Raw genomic sequence first — 20,035 nt, 5'->3', positions numbered from 1 at the left:
GACTTCCGCGGATCAGGCGTGGTCCCGGTCAACGGGAGGTTTGTAATCTCCTGACCGCGCCAAGGAATGCGTCCAGGTCCGCTTCGTCGACGAAGTAGTGCGGCGATGCGCGAACCACGGCGTCGAGCCCGCGTGCATCCATGTCGAGGAGCGTGGACCCGCGACCGCTGACGGTGACGGTGATGTTCTGTGCTGCAAGCTGATCCCGCACGAGGTGCTCGGAAAAACCTTCGACGGTGAAGGAAACGATGCCGCTCAGCTGGGTTCCTCGATCGTGGACGTCGACTCCGGGAATCGATGCCAGCCCTTGCCGCAGCGCGACTGCTCTGGATTCGATCTGTGCCCACACCGTGTCGGTGCCGATCGAGAGCAGATAATCGGCGGCGACGCCAAGACCCAGGCGCGCAGCGACACTCGTCTCCCAGAGTTCGAATCGTGTTGCGTCCGGTGCGGGGACGAAGCTGTTCTCGCTCGTCCATTCCGCTCCGTGCAGGTCCATCGCAGCGGGTTCGAGCGCGTCGACGAGTCCGGGGCGGACGTACAGGAATCCGGTTCCGCGTGGCCCGCGGAGCCACTTGCGGCCGGTGGCGCTGAGGGCGTCGATGCCGAGTTCGGTGACGTCGATGGGCAACTGGCCGAAGGACTGGCACGCGTCGAGCAGAACGAGAGAGCCATGGGCTCTGGCCAATTCGACGACCTCGCGGACGGGGTTGATCAGGCCGCCGTTGGTGGGGACGTGGACGACGGAGACGAGGCGAACCCGATCGTCGAGCATGTTCTCGAGTGCGTCGAGGTCGATGCGTCCGTACTGATCGCTCGGGATGATCTCGACGTGGGCGCCGGTCGAACGCGCCCGCCCCAGCGCGGCGATGGCGTTGCTCGCGTATTCGACTCCGCTGATGAGGATTCGATCACCAGGTCCGAGCGAAACCGAGGCGAAGAAGTCGTTCCACGCGCGGGTCGCGCTGTCCGTCAACGCGATATCGGTTGCCTGAGCGCCGATGACCCGGGCCAGCGAATGCGGAACAGCAGCCAGGGCGCCGCTCTGACGAGCAGCTGCGACGTATCCGCCGACGTCGGCTTCACGTCGCAGGTGCTCGATCATCGTGGTCAGCACCGGCTCGGGCGGGAGCGAGGATCCCGCGCTGTCGAGGAACACCTTGTCGAGGCATCCGGGAGTGTCGCGGCGGATCGTGTCGAGATCGAACATGGCACCTTCCGTTCATGTCGGTGTGGTTCAAACTACCTGTGAACGAAGCTGTCCCGATGGAGCGAAGGCTGGGCACGGCCGATGCCGTGGTGATCGGCCTCGGCGCGATGATCGGCGCCGGAGTCTTCGTGGTGTTCGCGCCCGCTGCCGCAGTAGCCGGTACCGGGTTGCTTGTGGGCCTGGCGATTGCAGCGTTCATCGCATTCTGCAACGCGACGTCGTCGGCGCAGCTTGCGGCCAGATACCCCACGTCAGGTGGGACCTACGTCTACGGACGTGAGCAGCTCGGACCCTGGTGGGGGTTTGCCGCAGGCTGGTCGTTCGTGATCGGGAAGACCGCGAGTTGCGCGGCAATGGCCCTGACTTTCGCGACGTATGTTGCGCCTACCGCCTGGCGTGTTCCCGTCGCGGTATTGGTGGTGGCGGCGCTGGTTGCAGTCAACTACCGCGGAGTGACGCGGACGGCGCACATGGCCAGGGTGATCGTCGCTGTGTCGGCGACAGCACTGTGCGTAGCGCTGCTGGTTGCCGTCGTCGGTCCTGGTGCAGTGCGCGAGCTCCCGGATCTCGCGTTCGGGTCGTGGTACGGAATCCTGCAATCGGCGGGGCTGCTGTTCTTCGCCTTCGCCGGCTACGCCAGGATCGCGACGCTGGGGGAGGAAGTGCGCGATCCGCGCCGCACGATTCCGCGGGCGATCCTGATTGCTCTCACCGTCGCCGTCATCCTCTATGCACTGGTAGCAGTGGTGCTGTTGGTGACGTTAGGACCTGATCGGCTGGCGAACTCGGCACGGCCCTTGGCCGATGCAGTGGGCGCGACCGGGTGGAACTGGGCAGTTCCCGTAGTGGTGATCGGTGCCGCGGCGGCGTCGGCGGGGGCGCTGCTGGCTCTGATCGCGGGGGTGAGCCGTACGGCGATGGCGATGGCACGCGAGCGTGATCTGCCGGTTGCCCTGTCAGCCGTCCACCCACGGTTCGAGGTACCTCACCATGCGGAACTTGTGGTCGGTGCTGTCGTGATCGTTTTGGTGTCGACAACCGATCTTCGTGGGGTGATCGGCTTTTCGTCGTTCGGAGTGCTGCTCTACTACCTCGTCGCGAACGTGAGTGCGTACAGCCAGCGCGGGGTGGACCGGATGTATCCGAAGTGGCTGCAAGCGGTCGGCGCGGCTGGTTGTGTCGTTCTGGTGGTCACACTTCCGTGGATTGCGGTTGTTTCGGGGGTAGGTGTTGTTCTGGCCGGTTGTGGGTACCGGTGGATACGACTGAAGAAATTCAACGACACGTAACACCACAAAGGGTGCATCTCGGACGTTGGCGTTCTATCGTCGGTAGCGACCGCGAAGACCGCCCGAAGGGGAAGTCGAATGGTGACAGCAGCGTTGACAGCAGCACAGACCACGCAGGTGGATTCGCGTCCTGCGGCCGAGGCCTACGTCGGTGGTGTGTGCTTCAAACAGGGGCCACCCCGCTTGGTAGGAGCTGAGCTCGAGTGGCTGACCAGCCACGTTCCCGGTGGAGAGAGGCCGTCAGCCGCGACTCTGGCAAGGGCACTCGGGCGACATGCACCCACCAGTATCGACCCGGATTCACCGGCGGCACCGCTTCCGCGTGGCAGCCTCGTCACCGTAGAACCTGGCGGACAAATAGAACTCTCCTCAGCGCCGCGCACGTCCGCTCGCGAACTGTGTGACTGCCTCGACGACGACCGTCGTACTCTCGAAACACTCCTCGCGCCGTACTCCATCGAAATCAGTTCGGCGGCGGCCGACGTCGCCCGCCCACCTTCCCGGATTCTCCGGCTGCCGCGTTATTGCGCAATGGAATCCCGCTTCGCCGGGATAGGACCGTACGGCACCTTGATGATGTGCAATACCGCGGCAGTACAGATCAGTATCGATGCCGGCGGCAGCCCGGAGTCCATCGCCCAGCGTTGGCGGCTCCTCGGGGACATGGGCCCGGCTCTCATCGCAGCGTTTGCGTGTTCTCCACGCTTGCAAGGGGTTCCGAAGGGAGATTGGGCGTCCCAACGCATGCGGACGTGGCTCGAACTCGATTCCTGGCGAACGGTCGCAGTCCCGGAAGTGCAGGACTACGCCGGCTGGGCGCTCGATGTTCCGCTGATGTGTGTGCGAAACGAGGGTGACGATTGGACGGCTCCGCGGGGTGCCACTTTCGGAGACTGGATAGACGGCGCTGTGGATGCCGAGATCGGACGCCGACCCGTCTGGGCAGACTTGGACTATCACCTGTCCACGCTGTTCCCGCCGGTTCGCGCCGTCGGGCATCTGGAGGTTCGCTACATCGATGCGCAGCCGGGAGATCTGTGGCGAGTACCGGTAGCAGCGATCGACGCGTTGCTGTCCGGGCCTGCCGTGATGAGGGAGGCCAGTGATGCTGCAGCATCTACGGCCGGGCGGTGGCGAGACGCGGCGGAGTACGGATTGGACGATGTCGAACTGCGTTCGGCTGCAACCTCTCTGATGTCGCTCGCCGCGTCGTACGCGCCAGAGCCGCAGTTCGTTCGTCTTCTCGATGCCGCAGCCGAACGGTGTTGTCGCGCAATCGTGCCCGGTGAGAGCGACACATGACGGGGGAGATCACCAAGGAAGCGGTCGAGGCCGTACTTCTGCGAGCGCGTGAGCGGTCGACGCTGCTCACCGACTGCGTCGACGATACCGAATTGATCGCTCAGCATTCCCCGTTGATGAGTCCACTCGTGTGGGACCTGGCGCACATCGGTAATCAAGAGGAACTCTGGTTGGTGCGTGATGTCGGTGGCCGCGATCCGGTGCGTAGCGACATAGACGAGCTGTACGACGCTTTCAAGCATTCGAGATCGTCGAGACCCACACTTCCCCTGCTCAACCCGGCCGAGGCGCGCGAATACGTACGTACGGTCCGGGGGAAGGTCTGGGATGTGCTCGAAGCCAGCACGTTCGGTCGTACAGAACTCGACGTGGACGGTTTTGCCTTCGGGATGATCGCGCAGCACGAGCAGCAACACGCCGAGACCATGCTCGCAACCCACCAATTGCGTTCGGGGCCCACGGCACTCGTTGCGACTCCCGCTCCGCAAGCGGCCCGCATGCCGGAACTCGACGAGGTCACCATCGCGGCCGGCCCCTTCGTCATGGGGACCGACGACGAACCGTGGGCACTCGACAACGAGCGCACTGTGCATCAGGTCTATCTCACCGACTTCGCGATCGACAGATTCCCGGTCACGAACGGGCAGTTCGTCGAATTCATCGAGGACGGCGGGTATTCCCGACCGGAACTGTGGTCTCGCGACGGTTGGCGGCATCGCGTCGACGCGAAACTGCGTGCACCCCTGTTCTGGGAACACGACAGTTCGGGTTGGTGGCACGAGACTTTCGGCGTCGAGGCTCCGGTTCCGCCGGACAAGCCGGTCGTGCATGTGAGCTACTACGAGGCCGAGGCCTACGCCAGCTGGGCAGGCAAACGGCTTCCCACCGAGGCGGAATGGGAAAAGGCCGCGCGCTGGGATCCGGAATCCGGAAGATCACGACGGTTCCCCTGGGGGGACGTCTCCGCAGACGAGAATCTCGCCAATCTCGGTCAACGCCATCTCGGCCCCGCCGGCGTCGGCTCGTACCCAGCAGGGGCGTCAGCAGCGGGTGTCGAGCAGTTGATCGGCGACGTATGGGAGTGGACGTCTTCGGGTTTCCATCCGTATCCGGGTTTCCGGGCTTTCCCGTATCGGGAGTACTCGGAGGTATTCTTCGGCGGCGACTACAAGGTGTTGCGAGGGGGATCGTTCGGGACCGACAGTGTTGCCTGTCGTGGGACGTTCCGTAACTGGGACCATCCGATCAGGCGCCAGATCTTCTCGGGTTTTCGTTGCGCCAGAACGATTTCGGGTAGACCCTGACATGTGTCGGCACCTCGGGTATCTCGGGCCGCCACGTTCGGTTCGTGAACTCATCCACGACGGCGAGAACTCACTGATGCGACAGTCGTGGGCACCTCGCGAGATGCGTGGCGGCGGGACCATCAATGCCGACGGATTCGGTGCGGTGTGGTGGAACGGTGGAAGGCAGGGACGGTACCGCAGTATCTCGCCGATCTGGTCGGACCCGACAGTCGACGAGACGTTGTCCCACATAGGTTCCGGAGCCGTCCTCGCCGCCGTGCGTTCCGCGACGGAGGGGATGGCCGTCGAGATCGGTGCCTGCGCACCGTTCGTCGACGGAACCTACGCCTTCAGTCACAACGGAGCCGTATCCGGTTGGCCTGGATCACTTGCCGACTTGGCGGCAGAAGTTCCGGCCGTCGAACTGCTGAAGATGCCCGCCCCGACGGATGCTGCCTTGTTGTGGACAGTGCTTCGGCATCGGTTGAAGTCGAAGCCCGCGGAGGTCGCCGTGACGAGCCTCGTTCACGATGTGGCTGCGGCGGCGCCGGATTCACGATTGAACCTCCTGTTCGGCGACGGGCAGGAACTGTGGGCCACGGCGTGGGGCCACACGTTGTACACGCGGGTCGACGAGTCGCGGGCCCTGATCGTTTCCGAACCGTTCGATCGATCCCCGGACTGGGAGCAGGTGCCGGACCGGCACATCGTCTGCGCGCGTCCCGGCCATGTGATCATCACCCCGATCCCGATGGGAGAAAAATGAAAACCCCTACGCTCGAGGTTTATCTGACACCGGCCGAATCGGTCGACGCACTGCGAGCCGAGGCCAGGGAGGGGCTCAGCGCAACGCCGAAGTGGCTCTCGCCCAAATGGTTCTACGACGCGCGTGGAAGTGAACTGTTCGAGGAGATCACGGCCTTACCCGAGTATTACCCCACCCGTACCGAACGCGGCCTGCTCACGCAGTACGCCGACGAGATCGCGGCGTTGACCGAACCCGAGATCCTGATCGAACTGGGTTCAGGTTCCTCGGAGAAGACGCGGTTACTCCTCGACGCGATGACGGCTCGCGGAACTCTGCGAACGTATGTACCGCAGGATGTTTCGGTGACGGCCCTCGAAGGCGCGGCGCAGCAAGTCGGTGCCGAGTTTCCCGGAATCGACGTGCTCGGAGTGGTCAGCGACTTCACCGGTTCGCTGCATCATTTGCCCGGTGGTGGACGGCGCGCGGTCGCTTTTCTCGGCGGAACTCTCGGTAATCTCGTTCCCGCAGAACGAGCCGAGTTCCTCTCGGGAATCGCAGCGGTGCTCGCTCCGGGGGAGAACCTGATCCTGGGGGTGGGATTGGTGATCGATCCGGCGGTTCTCGTGCCCGCCTACGACGACGCTGCCGGCGTGACTGCGCAGTTCAACCTCAACGTTCTCGCGGTCCTGAACAAGCAACTGGGAGCGAACTTTCCCTTGGAAGACTTCCGTCACGTCGCGCTCTGGGATGCCGAGAACCAGTGGATCGAAATGCGGTTGGAAGCACTTCGTGAACTCTCGGTGCATATCGACGACCTGGATCTGGAGATCACCTTCGCAGCGGGCGAGCAGCTGCGCACCGAGATCTCGGCGAAGTTCACCGAGGACGGGATTGCCGCGGAGCTCGCATCCGCGGGCTTTGGGGTGCGGAAGGTGTGGACGGATCAGGATCAGCGCTTCGCGCTGTTGTGCGCGCAGCGGGCGTGAGCGTTCACTAATCGACTCGAAACGCGGGTTTCCGCGTCTGGGAACGACTTCTGTGCGCTCGGTTCCGGCAGCGCAGACCGATTTGTCTGTTTATAGTGAGGCGCAGAACGGTTTCCGACCCGAGGAGAACGCGTGCGTCATCCGAAGCTCGCCGCATTGACCGTGGCCCTGACTGCAGTACTGGTGATGCCGGTAACGCAGAGCGTGGCTCAACCCTTCCCCTTCGACCCCGGCAGTTTCGGCAACGGCAGTACCGGATCGCTGGGCGGTGACGACCCGGACATTCCCATAGAGAACACCCTCCCGCAGCTGTCGGTCACCACACTCGTCGACGGACTCGATCACCCCTGGGACGTCGTGGCAGCCCCGGACGGCGCGATCCTGACCGGGGAACGGTCCGGCGGATTCTTCGTTCGCCGAAGCGACAACACGACAGGTCCAGTCTCTGCTGACCTTTCGGATCTCTACGCTCAGTCCGAAACCGGGCTCATGGGCATCGCGCTTGCTCGCGACTTCGCTCAGTCGCGCACCCTGTACACCTGCCAGGGATTCAGCGCTGGGGGAGTCACGGACGTTCGAGTGATCTCGTGGACCGTCGACGCCGGATGGACCGCCCTCACTCGAACCGGAACCGTATTGCCAGGAATCCCGGTCTCGTCCGGGCGTCACGGGGGTTGCCGAATTCTGGCGGCCCAGGACGGAACGCTGTTCGTCGGGACGGGTGACACCGCGACGCCGAGCGTTCCGCAGGATCCGAATTCGCTGGGCGGCAAGGTCTTGCACATCAACGCCGACGGATCTCCAGCAGCGGGGAATCCGAATGCAGGCAGCCCCGTCTACACGCTCGGGCATCGCAACGTCCAAGGCTTGGCCGTGCAACCTGGAACCGGCCGGGTCTACTCGGTTGAACAGGGCACAAGCGTCGACGACGAAGTCAACCTGCTTACCCCCGGCGGAAATTACGGCTACCGCCCGGATCGGCTTCCCGGAACGTACGACGAATCCGTGCCGATGACCGATCCCGTGCGAGTGCCGGGAGCAATTGCGGCGGTGTGGCGTTCGGGTAGCTCCACGTTGGCTACCGCCAGCGCTGCCTTCACGGGCGGAGCGGCGTGGGGCGCCTGGGACGGTGCACTCGTGATGGGTGGTCTCAAGAGCAAGGAACTGATTTTCCTCCGCCTCAGTGCCGACGGACGCTCGGTCGACGCGCAGACCTTCGGATTGGTGAACCAGTTCGGGCGCTTGCGCTCAGTGACTCCGACGCCGGACGGCTCGCTCCTGGTGACGACCGACAACGGAGCAGGCGACAAGGTGCTGCGGGTGACGCCAACGCCCTGATCTTCAATACCAGGCGATGACCCGGCACGGACCACCCGAACCACCCGCATGCGTCGGCGCTCCCACCATCACCGTGGCGCCGACGGCCGGAAGTGCGGACAGGTTCGCGAGGGCTTCGACTGCGTACTTTCCTGAGCCCAAAGCGCTTCGGTGAGCCCCGTGGGTGGTGCTTCGGCCCGCGTCGATGCTGAGGGTGTCAGAACCCACGGCCACTATGTCGCGCTCGCGGACGAGAAAGTCGATCGCTTCGGGGGCGAATCCCGGAGTGTGTTGCACGCCGAGTGCATCTCGATTCGTGAAGGAACCACCGGCACCGGCCCGAGTATCCCAACCCGAGTTCATCGCAACCAGGCTGCGAGGAGAGATCGTCCCGTGGACGGCTTCCCAATCGAGGATGTCCTGGAGGGTGAGCAACGAGTCAGGGTCGACGGCGGCTCGGGCGCTGATATCGACGACCGCAATCGGTACGACGAGGTCGGCGACCGGAATCTTCTCGACGGTGATTCCGTCCGCACTGGCGTGCGCGGGCGCGTCGATGTGCGTACCGGTGTGTTCCTCGAGGCGGAGTTCGTTGAGGTAGAAGTTTCCGCCGAAGCCAGCGGACCCGAGCGAGCCCATGGACCCGCCGGCGTCGGCGATCTTCGCCAGGTTCCGCATCTCGAACGAGCGCGCGCCCGGCCACACCGGGAAATCCGGCGTCAGTACATGGGTCAGATCGACGATGGTCCGACCCGATGGCGCTGCCGACGCAGTGGGCTGCACCGCGCCGGCCACGACGGTCGCACCGAGCGCAGTAGTGCCGAGCGCCGCGAACATCGATCGTCGGCTGACTTTCCTGCCCTCTCGTCCGATCGATTCGTAGACCTCCGACAACACCTTCGGCGAGCACATCAGAACCTCCAGATCACTGGGATCAACACCGTCGCAACTACCAGGAACCACAACAACATCGGGAGTCCGAGCTTCCAGTAGTCGCCGAACTTGTATCCGCCAGGTCCCATCACCATCATGTTCGCGGGAGTGGCGACGGGCGTCAGGAAGGAGGCTGCGGCAGCGACAGTCACCGTCATCAGAAGGGGCAGCACCGAGATATCGAGTTCGCTGGCGACCGAGATGGCGATCGGCGTGATGATCAGCGCGGTCGCGGTGTTGCTGATCAGCTGACCCAGCGTCGCCGTCACGACGAAGAGTCCGGCGACGACGACATACGGGCTTGCACCACCGACGACGTCGACGAAGGCATGAGCGAGTTTCTCGGCTGCGCCGGTCTGCTGGATCGCGGTCGAGAGCGGGATCATTCCGCCGACGAGAATCAACGTGGTCCACGAGATGGACCGATGCGCTTGCTCCACGCTGATCACTCGTAACAAAACCATCGCACACGCCGCGAGGAGTCCGGCTATCGCCGACGGCACCAATCCGAAGGTCAGCAACACGACCATCGCCGCGACGACGACGAGGGCGATGACCGCGCGAGTTCCCAACGGCGCTGCCTGCTTACGGATCTGACCAGGTGCGTCGACCACGAGGACATTCGGATCGACCGCGGTGTGGGTGTCGAGATCGTCCCAGCTGCCTTGCAGGAGGAGCGTGTCACCTGCCGCCAACTTGACGCCCTTCGGGCCGCAGTCCTCACCGGCACGCTGGACCGCGAGGATCACCAGATCGCCACTGTCGGTCACCATGCCGGGAAAGGCCCTGTCGCCGATCATTTCCGAGCGCGGCGGGATTATCACTTCGACCACACCGTCGTGCTTGGTGATCAAGGGCTCTGCGGACGGCGCATCCTTGCCCATCAACTGATACTGCTTCGCGAGGGTCTTGGCGTGCCGGCTCAGGTCAGGCGACATCGACGTCCCCGCACGATGGGGGAGGACGTGAGGACCGAGAAGTACGGCGATCGCGATCGTTCCCAAAACGAGCGGCGCACCGACCAAGGTGAAACTGAAGAACCCGAAAGCACCGGCCCCGGATTCCTCGGCGGCTTCGGAAACGATGATGTTGACCGGTGTTCCGGTCAAGGTGAGCATCGAACCGGCATGGGCGGCAAATGCCAACGGCAGAAGCAGTTGTGACGTCGACTTACCGAGACGCACTGCCAAGACGACCACCATCGGCACCAGCGCGGCTACGGCTCCGTTGACGCTGATCAATGCGGTCAACGCGGCAACCAGCAACATGATCGCACTCAAGAGGCGGACACGGGATTCGCCGACTTTCGCCAGTAGTTTCTCGCCCGCCCACGTGGTGACACCGGTGGCGTCGAGGGCTTCGCTGACGACGAAGAGCGCGGCGATGAACACCACCGTGGGATCGCCGAATCCGGCAAGCGTCTGCTCCATCGTGATGACACCGGTGGCGTAGAGCGCCAGGGCAGTGCCGATCGCGATGATGCCGACCGGGATTCGGCCGATCACGAACAGCGCCACGACCAGTGCAAGCACGACAAAGGTGATGGTGATGTCATTCACGATTCGTAAAGGTACCTGCTCATACAGAACGGCCCCGTCTCGCAAGGGAGACGGGGCCGTGGGACGGACGCGAAGGAATTAGTTGGAGGCGGCGATGCGAGCCTTCTCGAGAGCGGCCAGCGTGCGAAGAACCGTGGCCTTCTGCTTGTTGAGATCGCTCAGTCGCGCGCGCGCCGGCAACCCTTGTGCGAGTTCGGCGACCTTGATCTGCTCGTCGATCGAACCGAGCTGATCGAGAAGCCCTAGGACGCGAGCCTGGAGCGTGTCGATGTCCACGGTGTCCGTCTTGACCGGAGCGGCAACGCGCGTCGCTGTGCCCGTGCTGGCGGGGCGGGAAGCCCGTGCGGGTGACGTGTCGGCGACAACCGTTGCGGCACGGGGCCGAATTGCCTTGCGAACGGCGGCCGCATCGGGAAGGACGTCCATGCGGATTTCGTTCAGAACTCGGCGAGCCTCGCGAGCGTTGACGCGGTACTCGCGTTCTTCGTCGTCGTCGGACTGCAGCGTGCCGCCGAGCGGGCGCAGACCGTACATACCGAGGAAGCGCTTCGCGTCGTCGATGATGCCTTCGTTTTCACGACATTTTCCACAGCGGGGTTCGTTGCGGAACATGTCCACGGTGTTGTCGTCTCCGCACCAGACACAAGATCCTGGGCGCCACCGCCGGATCGTCGGAACTGATGAATTCAGGGAATGAGATTCGGGCCGGGATTCCAGGGTTTGCGCGTCGATCACGACGAGCCACACTAGGCGAAGATTGCGGCGCGGTGAACACCGCCCCAACATCGACCTGGGTTTCTGGTCGTGGGCGTGATCAAGATCATGCTGAATGCCGTATTCGGTGGTATTCGTGTGTCCCACAGGTGGTTTCATGATGACCGGGTGGTCTGTTTCTGTGGTGTTCACGAAGACGACGACGGGCGCGTACCAGTGACCGTGAAGTCACAGGTACGCGCCCGTAGAGCAGCGTGAGACTAGGCGCTGCCGTTGAACAGCGAAGTCACAGAACCGTTCTCGAAAACTTCCTTGATGGTGCGAGCCAGCAGCGGTGCGATGGACAGCACCGTCAGCGTCGGGAACTTCTTCGACTCGTCGATCGGAAGTGTATTGGTGACAACAACTTCCTTTGCGCCACACGTCGACAGACGCTCGGCAGCAGGGTCGGAGAGGACGCCGTGGGTTGCCGCGATGACGACGTCACCCGCTCCGGCCTCCTTGAGTACCTTGACCGCGCCGGCGATGGTTCCGCCGGTGTCGATCATGTCGTCGATCAGGATGCAGGTGCGACCTTCGACATCACCGACCACGCGGTTGGACTTGACCTGGTTGGGTACCAAGGGATCGCGCGTCTTGTGAATGAACGCCAGCGGCGCTCCGCCGAGCGAGTCGGCCCATTTCTCGGCGACACGAACGCGGCCCGAGTCGGGGGAGACCACCGTGATGTTCTCGAGGTTGTAGCCCGCGCGAATATGGTTGGCCAACTGGCTGTGTGCGTGCATGTGATCGACGGGGCCGTCGAAAAAGCCCTGGATCTGATCGGTATGCAGGTCGACCGTGATGATGCGATCGGCGCCGGCGGTCTTGAGCAGGTCAGCGATCAGGCGAGCGGAGATCGGCTCGCGTCCGCGGTGCTTCTTGTCCTGGCGGGCGTACGGGTAGAACGGAAGAACGGCAGTGATGCGCTTTGCCGATCCACGCTTGAGAGCGTCGATCATGATGAGCTGCTCCATCACCCACGTGTTCAGCGGTGCCGGATGACTCTGCAGGACGAACGCGTCGGAGCCGCGAACCGACTCTTCGAATCGAACGAAGATCTCACCGTTCGCGAAGTCGCGCGCGGTCTGCGGGGTGACGCGGATGTCGAGTTCCTTCGCCACCTGCTCCGCCAACTCGGGATGTGCGCGACCCGAGAACAACATCAGGTTCTTCTGGTTGTCGATCCAATTCGCAGTCACTGGTTCATGCCATCCTTTTGTACTTGCCGGTCGATCTGGTGGTGATCTGTGCTGTCAGGTAGTGCAGGGCTGTCAGGTTGTTGCAGGGCCGTCAGGTTGTTGCAGGGCCGTCAGGTTGTGCAGCTGCTGCTGCAGCATCGGCCGCGGGCGTGCCGGGACGATTCTTCTGAACCCAGCCCTCGATGTTGCGCTGCAAACCACCGGAGACGGCAAGCGCCCCTGGCGGTACGTCGTTTCGCAGAACGGTTCCGGCCCCGGTATATGCGCCGTCACCAACGGTGAGCGGGGCGACGAACATCGTGTCGGAGCCGGTTCGCACATGCGACCCCACCACAGTACGGCTCTTGTTCACGCCGTCGTAATTGACGAAGACGCTCGAAGCCCCGATGTTGCTGTGATGGCCGATGGTGGCGTCGCCGACGTAGGTAAGATGCGGAATCTTCGAATGCTCGCCGATGTCCGCGTTCTTCGTTTCCACGTATGCGCCGATCTTCCCGTGGTCACCGAGGCGTGTAGCCGGCCGCAGGTAGGCGAAAGGACCGACGGTCGCGTCGGCTCCGATCACGGAGTCGGTCCCGTGGGAGCGGACGACTTGCGCGCGCTCCCCGACGCTCACGTTGTCCAAGGTGGTGTCAGGGCCGATCACGGCGTCCTCGCCCACCGACGTCGTGCCGGTCAACTGAACTCCGGGCAGGAGCGTCACGTCCTGTGCGATGTGCACTCCGCAATCGATCCACGTGCTCGCCGGATCGACGACGGTGACGCCGGCACGCATCCACGTCTCGAGGATCCGACGGTTCATCTCGCGGGCGAGCGTCGAGAGCTGCACGCGGTCGTTGGCGCCCGCGACGAGAACCGAATCCGCGATGTGCTGCGCGCGAACACGCTTGCCTGCGCGACGGGCGATCATGATCACATCAGTGAGATAGAACTCGTGCTGTGCGTTGTTGGAGTCGAGAGACGCCAGCGCATCGCGCAGAGTCTCGAAGTCGAAGGCGTAGACACCTGAATTGACCTCGGTGATCGAGCGCTGCGAATCGGTGGCTTCCTTCTCTTCGACGATGGCGTTGACTTCGCCGTCCGTCGTACGAAGGATCCGTCCGTAGCCGGTGGGGTCGAGGGCCGTCGACGTCAACACCGTGACCGCAGCCGCAGGGGCGGCAGTGTGCTGAGCGAGGAGGTCTGCGATGGTCTTGCCGTCGAGCAGCGGCACGTCGGCGGCCGTCACGAGTACGGTTCCGGCGAAGTCGGCCGGCAGACCTTCGAGTCCGCAACTGACGGCGTGCCCGGTGCCCTTCTGCTCGTCCTGAACGGCGACGGTGACGGGCCGGCCCAGTTCACCCGCGACTGCGTTGACTGCTTCGGTGACACGCTCACGATCGTGACCGACGACGGTCACCAGGTGCGTGGGGTTCAGTGAGGTTGCCGCGTGAAGCGAATGTGCCAGCATGCTGCGTCCGGCAAGAGTGTGGAGGACCTTGGGAGTCTTCGACTTCATTCGTGTACCGGCACCCGCTGCGAGAACGATCACGGCGGTCTGCACTGGTTTGAGCTCCCTCTGTCGATCAAACTGTCGATCAAGCTGTCGATCAAGACACGCATTTCCGCTCGGATAATGCATGTTGTTCACCAGCTCCGCCGCCAGGACTCGAACCTGAACTATCTGAACCAAAATCAGAGGTGCTGCCATTACACCACGGCGGATTGCCGCGCATTGCCGAGCCTTGCGGCCGAACGCGCGCAAGAATAATCGCATGCCGACCCGCCGTAGGTCGAACCGCTCCTCTGATTGGGTCCCCGAAGTCCCGATAGGCTGAGCGTCCACAGCAGTAATTTGTGTGTCGGCGAGAGGAAGACAATGGCGGCGGTGTCCGGTTCGGGTGGCGGGGATCCAGTTCCCGAACGAGTGACACGGATCCGGATGACCGGTACCCAACGTCGGCAACAACTGATCGAGATCGGGCGGGCATTGTTCGCCGAACGGGGATACGAAGCGACGTCGATCGAGGAGATCGCCCAGCGAGCAAACGTGTCCAAGCCGGTCGTGTACGAGCACTTCGGCGGCAAGGAGGGGCTGTACGCCGTAGTAGTGGACCGGGAGATGTCGCGACTCCTCGAGATGATCACGTCTTCGCTCTCGCAAAATCGCTCGAGAGTTCGAGTCGAGCGGGTTGCGTTGGCTTTGCTCACCTACGTGGAAGAGCACACTGACGGATTTCGGATACTCGTGCGCGATTCGTCCGTTGTTGCGCCCAGTGGGACGTATTCGAGCTTGCTCAACGATGCGATCAGTCAGGTGGGCTACCTGCTTGCGGGGGACTTCTCCAGACGCGGTTTCGACCCCGGACTAGCAACGATGTACGCACAGGCGCTTGTCGGCATGGTGTCCACTACGGCTACTTGGTGGCTCGACGAACGGACTCCGTCGAAGGAAGTTGTCGCCGCTCACCTCGTGAATTTGTGTTGGAATGGGCTGACGAATCTGGAAGCCGACCCACAATTGGAGGGTTAACCAGGCGCGCCTGCCGCGCAGAGATGGATCGCGGTCTAAGCTGTGTTCGCTGTATCACGATCGTTTGATGGGCAAATGTCTCATTTGTTTGCAGGGTGGGTTGAATGCCGAACCGTGCCTTCCATTTTGACGCTGTGAACGGGTAAGACCAAGGATTCGTTCGATGTGTGGTGATTGGAGGCCGGATCGATGGTGAGGCAAGAACGGGCAGAAGCCACCCGTGATTCGGTGCTGCGCGGAGCAGCCGGTGTGTTCTTGCGCCTGGGTTATGCCAATGCCAGCTTGAGCGAGATCATCGCCGAATCGCAGGTGACCAAAGGCGCGCTGTACTTCCATTTCGGGTCCAAGGAAGAACTCGCGCGGGCGGTGATCGACGAGGGTTCGGCGCGTTTCGACGCAAAATGTGAGCTCTGGTTGGACCGTCGCACTCCCGCACTCGAGTCGCTGATCGGTATTTCGTCGGTCATCGTCGACATCGGTGCGCATGACGCCATGGTTAGAGCGACGTTCCGCTTGTTGGTCGAGATCGGGGACTATCGGGGCTCCGGGCCGGCGACTCTGGACGTGTGGCTCGATATTTACCGTGAACTTGCCAGCCGTGCGGCAGACGAAGGTGATCTGCGTTCGGACGCGGATTCTGCTGACATCGCTCGTTTCCTGTTGGAAGTGGCGTCCGGAGTTCGGCTGATGGCAGCCGCGACCGGGACCGTTCGTGAGCTTTCGGACTCCATGAAGGCATCGTGGAACCTGATACTCCCGATCGTGGTCCCGGAATCGAAAGTGGAGTACTTCAGGCAATTCGCGGCCCGCCGCCTTGCCAGCGATCACTGAAATCACTGGCGCTCCGCACTGCTCCTTTGGTCAGTTTGCTGCAAATGTCCTGGTAGCGACATTGTTCTCTTTGTTCTGCATTCGAAACAAACTGAGAGTATGTTTATAGTGTTGATGGGAATCTGGAAGTCTGATCTTGCCCATCATCTTCGGATTGCGGTATGTTCTACCGGTAGCTGAAGAATTGCTGAGAATGAAGGTTTGTCAGGGCAGGGTGACGGCGTCGGCGCACCGGGCAGCATAGGGGGCTGCCCGGCGTGTACGACCCCAGATGGGGAGTCAACAGATGGGTGACACTGCGCCGACGCCGACGCCGACGCCGATGCTCGATATCGGCCCGCGGATCGGCTGTGACGTAGTGAACGTCGTGGATGTCACTCGAAGTATCGAACTCTTCGGGCGGAGGTATCTCGATCGGACCTTCACCCCGCACGAATTGCAGACGTGCGCCGGGCCGGCACGGGATCAACGATTGGCTGCACGCTTCGCCGCTAAAGAGGCTGTTGTGAAGGTACTGCGGCCCGGTGACGTCCCCGTTCCGTGGAATTCCATCGAAATCACTCGGGCCGAGTGGGGTGGCTGTGGGGTGACGCTGTCCGGTAATGCCGCGGAACTCGCGCGGGCCCAGGATCTGCACGATTTTCAAGTATCTATCTCGCACGAAGCGGACGTGGCCATCGCAATGGTGATCGCAACACGCTCGGGCGCTCGCATCGAAAAGAAGGACGACATCGCTGATGATTGATCAGGCAATTCGGAAAGTGCTCGTCGAGCACGGTCGGCTGGCAGTCGACGTGAGCACGATCGATGGAGAGGCCGATCTTTACGAGTTGGGTTTGACGTCGCACGCGAGCGTGAATGTCATGTTGGCGCTGGAGGATTCGTTCGACATCGAGTTTCCTGACGAGTTGTTGCGGAAGAGTACCTTCGCAAGCGTCAAGGCGATCGAGGGTGCGTTGACGGAGTTGGGTGCTGCATGAACGCTCCGCAATCGCAGTGCGCCACCGGGACAGCCCTCGAGCGGGCCACACGGTTGGCCGACGAAGTTGCAGCGGTGTGGGCCGACGAAGTCGATGCCGAGGCAAGGTTTCCGCGTGAAACTGTCGACGCCATGCGAAGCGAACGGCTGCTGTCGGTAGCTGTGCCGAGGGAACTAGGCGGCGAAGGACTCTCGCTGCAGGAAGTGTCGCAGATCGCCCGTGTGATCGGAACACGCTGTGCAGCAAGCGGAATGATCTTCGCGATGCATCAGACGCAGATCTACTCGTTGGTCAAGCACGGCAACACCGAAGCGCTACGCGGGTTTGTCGAAGAAACGGTCGACAAGCAACTGCTGTTGGCATCGGCAACCACTGAGCTGGGAATCGGTGGCGACGTCAGCCGGAGTTACTGCGCGGTCGAAGACTTGGGCGGTCATCTGCTGTTGATCAAGAACGCGCCTGTCATTTCGTACGGCGAACACTCCGACGCGATAGTCGTGACGGCTCGGCGAACCCCGGAGAGTCAGCCGAACGATCAGGTTCTCGTTGTGTGTCGTACCCCAGACCTGACGCTCGAACGCACCACCGAGTGGAACACGCTGGGACTCAGGGGAACTTGCAGTCTTGGTTACATCCTTCGGGCCACCTCGACGCCCGAGATGGTCGCCGACGTACCGTATTCCGATATCTCCACCCATACGATGCTTCCGGTCTCGCACGTCGTCTGGAGTTCGGTGTGGTTGGGAATTGCCGACGCTGCAGTCGAGAAGGCACGCAAGTACGTGCGTGCCGCCGCCCGCAAGCAGCCCGGAGTCACTTCCCCCGGAGCGCTGCGGCTCGCCGAAGTTGCTGCTTCGGCACAACAATTCGCCGATCTTGTCGACGCCTCTGCACGCAGGTACGACCGCGCAGTTCACGCTGCGGAAGGCGCCGCCGATTTCGAGGCGACGGGAGCGGTGGGCTTTTCGCTCGCGATGAACAACCTGAAAGTCACAGCCTCCACCGCGGTGGTGGAAATCGTGGGGCAGACAATGCTGATCTGTGGCATCTCGGGATATCGCGAGGACACCGAATTTTCACTCGGTCGGCACCTTCGTGACGCGCACGGCGCAGCGGTGATGGTGAACAACGATCGAATCATGGCAGGTTCAGCGCACATGGCTATCGGATACCGGGGAACGCTATGACGACGGAGAATGTGACAACCGAGACTGTGACAGGCGAGACCGATCTGGATCGGGCTCGGGCTGCATTTCAACGCGAACTGCTCGTCGAAGGACTACTCGTCGAGACAGAGGTACCGGGACTCTACGGGCGTTCCGGCGTGTTCGAGGACATCGTCGACGGTATCGACCGAGTGGTGGTTGCAGCGGGGCCAGGCGACGCCGCGACTCGGCTGCGGTTCCCGCCGGTGTTCCCTCGTAGCAGTTTCGAGCGCACCGACTACATCGCTTCGTTTCCCAACCTCACCGGCGCCATCAACACCTTCGCTGGTTCCAATCGCGATCACGCGCGACTGCTGGCCGATCGCGCCGACGGACAATCGTGGGATCGCCACCTCGAGCCGACCGAGACCATGCTCGTCTCCGCAGCGTGCCATCCTGCCTATGCGCGATACACCGGAGTTCTCCCCGAAGGCGGGGTGCTGCTGGACATCTACGGTTTTTGCTTCCGGCACGAACCGGCGATCGATCCGGCTCGCATGCAAGCGTTTCGGATGCACGAGTTCGTGACGATCGGTGACGCCGCGGCAGCGCGAGCGCATCGCGAGCACTGGATCGAGCGGGGGCTCGAGGTGCTCGGCCGGCTCGAACTCGACGCCACCCCGGTGATTGCCAATGATCCTTTCTTCGGACGCGCCGGAAAGATGCTTGCAGCCAACCAGCGTGAAGAGAATCTCAAGACGGAACTGACGGTTCGGCTCTACGGAGATCTCGACGAGGGCACGGCGATCGTGTCCTCGAACAACCATCTCGACCATTTCGGTGTCAACTTCGACATCCGAACGGCGGAGGGGGAGGTGGCGCACAGCTCGTGCGTCGGCTTCGGGATGGAGCGAATCGCGTTGTCCTTGTTGCGGACTCATGGTCTTGATGTGGCTGCGTGGCCAACCTCCGTACGCGAACGAATGGGCATCTGATGTCCCGGCTCATCGACATTTCACCTGATCGCTACCAACCCCATTCGTTGCACCAGGACGACCGGGTGTGGGCGCAGACCAACTGCTATACGGATCTGTGGATCGAAGTGTTGCATTCGCTGGGATTGGACCCCGTCCCGGCGCTGGCATGTGCCTTCTCATCGCGGTTCGACGGGACTCAGTGGACGTTCCTCAAGCTCAAGGCCGAGGACATCTACGCGCTGTACGGAATCGAAGTCGCCGAGATGAACGTCTGGCGGGCCCCGCTGATCCATGTCGAGGACAACCTCGCGGTCGGGATGCTGTCGACGGTTGAAGTCGACGGATACTGGCTTCCCGACACTCTCGGAACGAGTTATCACGAGGGGCACACCAAGACCACGATCGTGCCCAATCGGATCGATCGCGTTGCCGGCGAGCTCGAATACTTCCACAACAGCGGGTACTACTTGCTGCGAGGCGACGATTTCTCCGGTGTCTTCGATCTCGATCGTTCCTCACTTCCTTCGTTCGTGCCGTACGTCGAACAGATCAGGTTGAATCCGGTTCACGCGACCAACGCCGGAAACATCGCCGAAGTGGCTCGGCGGAACGTAGCGGTTCGAGCCGCGGGTAATCCCGTGCGAGAGCTGGGACGCCGGGTGATCGACGACCTCGAATGGGTGCAGGGGGCGGGTATGGATGCCTTTCACCTCTGGTCCTTCGGGCTACTTCGTCAGTGTGGTGCCAGCGCGGAGCTGGCAGCCGACGCCAGCGAGTTTTTGGACACTGCAGGTTTCTCCGGGACAGGCGAAGCTGCGCCAGATTTCCGCAAAGTGGCGTCCGGGGCCAAGAGCGTGCAGTTTCAGATGGCGCGTGCCTCCAGGGGCCGCGCGGTGGACCCGCGTGAGCAACTCGACGAGATGGCCGTGTCGTGGAAGAGAGCGATGGAAGTCGTTGCCGACACAGTCGGCGTCGACTCGCATCGACACTTGAGGTTGGTCTAAC

General features: G+C 62.7%; 19 protein-coding genes and 1 tRNA gene. 13 read left to right on the top strand and 7 right to left on the bottom strand.

Annotated elements, in window-relative coordinates; genetic code table 11:
• Positions 1-28: 28 nt before the first annotated feature.
• Entirely contained in the window at positions 29-1,210 is a 1,182-nt protein-coding gene (locus H7C86_RS00775; RefSeq protein ID WP_182260932.1) for an aminotransferase class V-fold PLP-dependent enzyme, read from the bottom strand.
• Positions 1,211-1,224: 14 nt separating this feature from the next.
• Here H7C86_RS00775 and H7C86_RS00770 point away from each other — a divergent pair, with 14 nt between their 5' ends.
• The 6 genes from H7C86_RS00770 (at position 1,225) to H7C86_RS00745 (ending at position 8,159) form a co-directional block, all read left to right on the top strand.
• Entirely contained in the window at positions 1,225-2,499 is a 1,275-nt protein-coding gene (locus H7C86_RS00770) for an APC family permease (protein WP_182260931.1), read from the top strand.
• A gap of 78 nt (positions 2,500-2,577) precedes the next feature.
• A complete protein-coding gene (egtA, locus tag H7C86_RS00765) occupies positions 2,578-3,801 on the top strand; it encodes an ergothioneine biosynthesis glutamate--cysteine ligase EgtA (RefSeq protein WP_182260930.1) in 1,224 nt (407 codons plus the stop codon).
• Positions 3,798-5,105, top strand: a complete 1,308-nt coding sequence (egtB, locus tag H7C86_RS00760) for an ergothioneine biosynthesis protein EgtB (protein WP_182260929.1) — start codon at positions 3,798-3,800, stop codon at positions 5,103-5,105. The genes egtA and egtB overlap by 4 nt, the downstream gene beginning before the upstream one ends.
• Before the next feature lies 1 nt (position 5,106).
• A complete protein-coding gene (gene egtC, locus H7C86_RS00755; RefSeq protein ID WP_020908572.1) occupies positions 5,107-5,853 on the top strand; it encodes an ergothioneine biosynthesis protein EgtC in 747 nt (248 codons plus the stop codon).
• Positions 5,850-6,821 carry an L-histidine N(alpha)-methyltransferase gene (gene egtD / locus H7C86_RS00750; protein WP_029255892.1) on the top strand — a complete coding sequence of 324 codons (972 nt, stop codon included), beginning with the start codon at positions 5,850-5,852 and terminating at the stop codon, positions 6,819-6,821. The genes egtC and egtD overlap by 4 nt, the downstream gene beginning before the upstream one ends.
• A 132-nt stretch (positions 6,822-6,953) precedes the next feature.
• Complete coding sequence (locus H7C86_RS00745; protein ID WP_092763174.1) at positions 6,954-8,159, top strand: sorbosone dehydrogenase family protein; 1,206 nt, start codon at positions 6,954-6,956, stop codon at positions 8,157-8,159.
• A 3-nt stretch (positions 8,160-8,162) separates the two neighbouring features.
• Here the strand turns inward: H7C86_RS00745 and H7C86_RS00740 are convergent, their stop codons facing one another.
• The 6 genes from H7C86_RS00740 to H7C86_RS00715 all read right to left on the bottom strand — a co-directional run bounded on the left by H7C86_RS00740 (position 8,163) and on the right by H7C86_RS00715 (position 14,289).
• A complete protein-coding gene (locus H7C86_RS00740; RefSeq protein ID WP_092763176.1) occupies positions 8,163-9,050 on the bottom strand; it encodes a cyclase family protein in 888 nt (295 codons plus the stop codon).
• Positions 9,050-10,630 carry an SLC13 family permease gene (locus H7C86_RS00735; RefSeq protein ID WP_042952518.1) on the bottom strand — a complete coding sequence of 527 codons (1,581 nt, stop codon included), beginning with the start codon at positions 10,628-10,630 and terminating at the stop codon, positions 9,050-9,052. The genes H7C86_RS00740 and H7C86_RS00735 overlap by 1 nt, the downstream gene beginning before the upstream one ends.
• Positions 10,631-10,708: 78 nt before the next feature.
• On the bottom strand, positions 10,709-11,365 hold the full coding sequence (locus H7C86_RS00730) for a hypothetical protein (RefSeq protein ID WP_182260928.1): 657 nt from the start codon (positions 11,363-11,365) through the stop codon (positions 10,709-10,711).
• 239 nt (positions 11,366-11,604) lie between these two features.
• Positions 11,605-12,585, bottom strand: a complete 981-nt coding sequence (locus tag H7C86_RS00725; protein ID WP_019744654.1) for a ribose-phosphate diphosphokinase — start codon at positions 12,583-12,585, stop codon at positions 11,605-11,607.
• A 91-nt stretch (positions 12,586-12,676) separates the two neighbouring features.
• Positions 12,677-14,128, bottom strand: a complete 1,452-nt coding sequence (gene glmU / locus H7C86_RS00720) for a bifunctional UDP-N-acetylglucosamine diphosphorylase/glucosamine-1-phosphate N-acetyltransferase GlmU (RefSeq protein ID WP_019744653.1) — start codon at positions 14,126-14,128, stop codon at positions 12,677-12,679.
• A 90-nt stretch (positions 14,129-14,218) separates the two neighbouring features.
• Positions 14,219-14,289, bottom strand: a tRNA-Gln gene (locus tag H7C86_RS00715).
• 154 nt (positions 14,290-14,443) lie between these two features.
• Here H7C86_RS00715 and H7C86_RS00710 point away from each other — a divergent pair.
• From H7C86_RS00710 to H7C86_RS00680, 7 genes are all read left to right on the top strand, one after another.
• Positions 14,444-15,097, top strand: coding sequence for a TetR/AcrR family transcriptional regulator (locus H7C86_RS00710; RefSeq protein WP_019744652.1), 654 nt, complete (start codon positions 14,444-14,446; stop codon positions 15,095-15,097).
• 189 nt (positions 15,098-15,286) lie between these two features.
• Positions 15,287-15,928 (top strand): ScbR family autoregulator-binding transcription factor, encoded by a 642-nt coding sequence (locus H7C86_RS00705; protein ID WP_003946317.1) that lies wholly within the window; start codon positions 15,287-15,289, stop codon positions 15,926-15,928.
• A 286-nt stretch (positions 15,929-16,214) separates the two neighbouring features.
• A complete protein-coding gene (locus H7C86_RS00700; protein WP_182260927.1) occupies positions 16,215-16,673 on the top strand; it encodes a holo-ACP synthase in 459 nt (152 codons plus the stop codon).
• Positions 16,666-16,908 (top strand): acyl carrier protein, encoded by a 243-nt coding sequence (locus H7C86_RS00695; protein WP_003946296.1) that lies wholly within the window; start codon positions 16,666-16,668, stop codon positions 16,906-16,908. The genes H7C86_RS00700 and H7C86_RS00695 overlap by 8 nt, the downstream gene beginning before the upstream one ends.
• Positions 16,905-18,095 carry an acyl-CoA dehydrogenase family protein gene (locus H7C86_RS00690; protein ID WP_042952515.1) on the top strand — a complete coding sequence of 397 codons (1,191 nt, stop codon included), beginning with the start codon at positions 16,905-16,907 and terminating at the stop codon, positions 18,093-18,095. Before H7C86_RS00695 ends, H7C86_RS00690 begins: the two co-directional genes overlap by 4 nt.
• Entirely contained in the window at positions 18,092-19,048 is a 957-nt protein-coding gene (locus H7C86_RS00685; RefSeq protein ID WP_031333718.1) for an amino acid--[acyl-carrier-protein] ligase, read from the top strand. The genes H7C86_RS00690 and H7C86_RS00685 overlap by 4 nt, the downstream gene beginning before the upstream one ends.
• On the top strand, positions 19,048-20,034 hold the full coding sequence (locus H7C86_RS00680; RefSeq protein ID WP_019744648.1) for a DUF1839 family protein: 987 nt from the start codon (positions 19,048-19,050) through the stop codon (positions 20,032-20,034). The genes H7C86_RS00685 and H7C86_RS00680 overlap by 1 nt, the downstream gene beginning before the upstream one ends.
• Position 20,035: the final 1 nt, after the last annotated feature.

Source organism: Rhodococcus sp. UFZ-B548 (assembly GCF_903819475.1).
Taxonomy (GTDB): Bacteria; Actinomycetota; Actinomycetes; order Mycobacteriales; family Mycobacteriaceae; genus Rhodococcus_F; species Rhodococcus_F erythropolis.
The sequence above is the reverse complement of the archived record's forward strand: the minus strand, read 5'-3'. Positions and strand labels throughout refer to the sequence as shown.

Coding starts and splice junctions, on each gene's coding strand:
- egtC (WP_020908572.1), top strand. CDS start 5,107: ATGTGTCGGCACCTCGGGTATCTCGGGCCGCCACGTTCGGTTCGTGAA.
- H7C86_RS00680 (WP_019744648.1), top strand. CDS start 19,048: ATGTCCCGGCTCATCGACATTTCACCTGATCGCTACCAACCCCATTCG.
- H7C86_RS00705 (WP_003946317.1), top strand. CDS start 15,287: ATGGTGAGGCAAGAACGGGCAGAAGCCACCCGTGATTCGGTGCTGCGC.
- egtA (WP_182260930.1), top strand. CDS start 2,578: ATGGTGACAGCAGCGTTGACAGCAGCACAGACCACGCAGGTGGATTCG.
- H7C86_RS00690 (WP_042952515.1), top strand. CDS start 16,905: ATGAACGCTCCGCAATCGCAGTGCGCCACCGGGACAGCCCTCGAGCGG.
- H7C86_RS00775 (WP_182260932.1), bottom strand. CDS start 1,210: ATGTTCGATCTCGACACGATCCGCCGCGACACTCCCGGATGCCTCGAC.
- H7C86_RS00710 (WP_019744652.1), top strand. CDS start 14,444: ATGGCGGCGGTGTCCGGTTCGGGTGGCGGGGATCCAGTTCCCGAACGA.
- egtD (WP_029255892.1), top strand. CDS start 5,850: ATGAAAACCCCTACGCTCGAGGTTTATCTGACACCGGCCGAATCGGTC.
- egtB (WP_182260929.1), top strand. CDS start 3,798: ATGACGGGGGAGATCACCAAGGAAGCGGTCGAGGCCGTACTTCTGCGA.
- H7C86_RS00700 (WP_182260927.1), top strand. CDS start 16,215: ATGGGTGACACTGCGCCGACGCCGACGCCGACGCCGATGCTCGATATC.
- H7C86_RS00770 (WP_182260931.1), top strand. CDS start 1,225: ATGTCGGTGTGGTTCAAACTACCTGTGAACGAAGCTGTCCCGATGGAG.
- H7C86_RS00685 (WP_031333718.1), top strand. CDS start 18,092: ATGACGACGGAGAATGTGACAACCGAGACTGTGACAGGCGAGACCGAT.
- H7C86_RS00740 (WP_092763176.1), bottom strand. CDS start 9,050: ATGTGCTCGCCGAAGGTGTTGTCGGAGGTCTACGAATCGATCGGACGA.
- H7C86_RS00695 (WP_003946296.1), top strand. CDS start 16,666: ATGATTGATCAGGCAATTCGGAAAGTGCTCGTCGAGCACGGTCGGCTG.